We start from the raw sequence: 1,098 nt of genomic DNA, 5'->3' as shown, positions 1-1,098 counted from the left end.
CACTCGACACCGTGATGCCGCGGCTGCAGCTCGACGAGAGTCTGTCCCGCGGGGCCCGCGGACTCTCCGCGGACCCGACCAACAGTCCCATTCTCGAGACCACCTACGGTGACAACGCCCTCCGGTACCGGCTGCGTGCCCACCCCAACGTGGCCACCGCCCACCACGCCGACCTGCTGTAAAGGCACGTCAACGACGGATGCCGCGCACGACGGCGACCTGCAGCAGCCCACTCTGAACCTCACGATCAAGGCTGTTTCGGTTGCCAGTTCACGCGAAACGTTTCGTACCACGCGGTCTCACTCATAAATAGGCGCGATGTCAGGGCATCGACTATTCAGTACGTCGCCGCGGATACGCCTGCGCTTTCGGTGTGGCTTTCGGATTTATAGGCCCGATGCGAGCACTCGGTAGCGCAGAAACGCGATCGGTGATATCCCTGAAAGGGTACCTACGCCAACTGCCGAATCAAGGAGCTGCCATGACGGATTATGACGCCCGCGAACCCGAATTGCGTGACTGGAGCCGCCAGCTCACCCAGGCTTTGCTGATTCTCGACCTTCAAGTTGATCGCAATCTACTGCTTGACCTCGCGGCGGAATCGAGTGCTGTTAGCCCGTCGGCAGGCCCCATCAGCACCTTCGTTGTCGGCTACGCGGCCGGACTAGCGGCGGCGACGGGCGAGAAAAACGCGACAGCGGCAGTGGAATCAGCCGCCGCGGTGGCCCGCCAAATCTGCGCCACGTCGACGACCCGCACCGGCTGGGTTGACACGGCGCAGTAACGCTAACGGCCTGGGTAGCCGACGGTCAGACGTCCGACCGCGGCAGCACGGCACCTGCCCCCGGCCGCGCGGACGCGCGGACGAGAGCAGGGCCCCGGCGTTCACCCCGGCAGGGCCGCCCCCGACCGGTTAGGAGCCGCGCCTGCCTTCGTGCCAGGCGCACTGTCAGCATCCGCTGCCACCGGATCGAGCCGCACGATCACCGCCTTCGACACGGGGGTATTGCTGCCCTCGGCGAGGTGAGTAAGCGGAACCAGAACGTTCGCCTCCGGATAGTAGGCCGCCGCACAGCCGCGAGCGGTGGGGTAGGACAC

Annotated in this window: 2 protein-coding genes and 1 pseudogene; 2 read left to right on the top strand and 1 reads right to left on the bottom strand. The window is 65.6% G+C overall.

Features of this window, described 5'->3' with window-relative positions; translation table 11 throughout:
• Together IWX77_RS16835 and IWX77_RS16830 are read left to right on the top strand one after the other, a co-directional pair.
• Positions 1 to 182 (top strand): annotated as a pseudogene (locus tag IWX77_RS16835) (isopenicillin N synthase family oxygenase); the annotation flags it as partial.
• A gap of 299 nt (positions 183 to 481) precedes the next feature.
• Entirely contained in the window at positions 482 to 784 is a 303-nt protein-coding gene (locus IWX77_RS16830; RefSeq protein WP_196845690.1) for a DUF6457 domain-containing protein, read from the top strand.
• A 101-nt stretch (positions 785 to 885) separates the two neighbouring features.
• On the opposite strand, the gene IWX77_RS16825 is transcribed toward IWX77_RS16830, so the two are convergent.
• On the bottom strand, positions 886 to 1,098 hold a 213-nt coding region (locus IWX77_RS16825), incomplete at its 5' end, for a hypothetical protein (protein ID WP_196845691.1).

The sequence above is a fragment of the Cryobacterium sp. CAN_C2 genome (genome assembly GCF_015751745.1).
In the GTDB taxonomy this organism is placed as follows: Bacteria; Actinomycetota; Actinomycetes; order Actinomycetales; family Microbacteriaceae; genus Cryobacterium.
This window is presented reverse-complemented; position numbering and strand designations above follow the sequence as displayed.